The organism is Nocardiopsis listeri NBRC 13360 (assembly GCF_001570765.1).
GTDB classification, from domain to species: Bacteria; Actinomycetota; Actinomycetes; order Streptosporangiales; family Streptosporangiaceae; genus Nocardiopsis; species Nocardiopsis listeri.
In genome coordinates, this window is the sequence record NZ_BCSH01000145.1 from 1 (window position 1) to 729 (window position 729).

A 729-nucleotide genomic window follows, 5' to 3' on the forward strand; every position below is an offset into this window, starting at 1 on the left:
ACGCGGAGGGATCCTGCCGTTCTCGGCGGATCAGGGCCTTGCCGCCTTCGACGCCGCGCTACGCACGGACGAGGCGCTCCAGGTGCCGGTCCGGCTGGATTTGAGTGCGCTGCGCAGCAGCGACAACGGAGTTCCGCATGTGCTGCGTGGTCTGGTGCGCGGGGTTCCGGCACGGCGTGCTGCGGCTGTGGATGCCAGTGGGTCCTCACTGGTGGACCGCCTGGTGCGGATGCCGGTCGAGGACCGGCCGGGTGTGCTTCTGGAGCTGGTGCGTTCCAGCGCCGCGGCGGTACTGGGCTTCTCCGGAGCCGGGGCGGTGCAGGCCGATCACCCGTTCAAGGAGATCGGTTTCGACTCGCTGACGGCCGTGGAGCTGCGCAACCGGTTGAACACGGCGACGGGGCTGCGGCTGCCCGCAACGCTGGTCTTCGACTACCCCACACCCGAGGTGCTCGTCCGCCATCTGCTCGTGCAGTTGGTGGGGGAAGAGGAAGTACGGACCGACGCGCATCATAATGCTGACGCCGTGGCGCCGATGGGTGCGGACGAGCCGATCGCGATCGTGGGACTCGGCTGCCGTTATCCCGGTGGTGTCACCGGCGCGGACGGGCTCTGGGACCTGCTGGCGGCCGGTAAGGACGCGGTGGGCGACTTCCCGACCGATCGTGGCTGGGACCTGGAGTCGTTGTACGACCCCGACCCGGAGAACGTCGGTACCTCCTACACGAA

1 protein-coding gene is annotated in these 729 nt (G+C 68.7%); it reads left to right on the forward strand.

The window, feature by feature from the left end:
* Positions 1–729: acyl carrier protein (locus tag NLI01S_RS24845; RefSeq protein WP_157091145.1), on the forward strand; the 729-nt coding region annotated here is incomplete at both ends.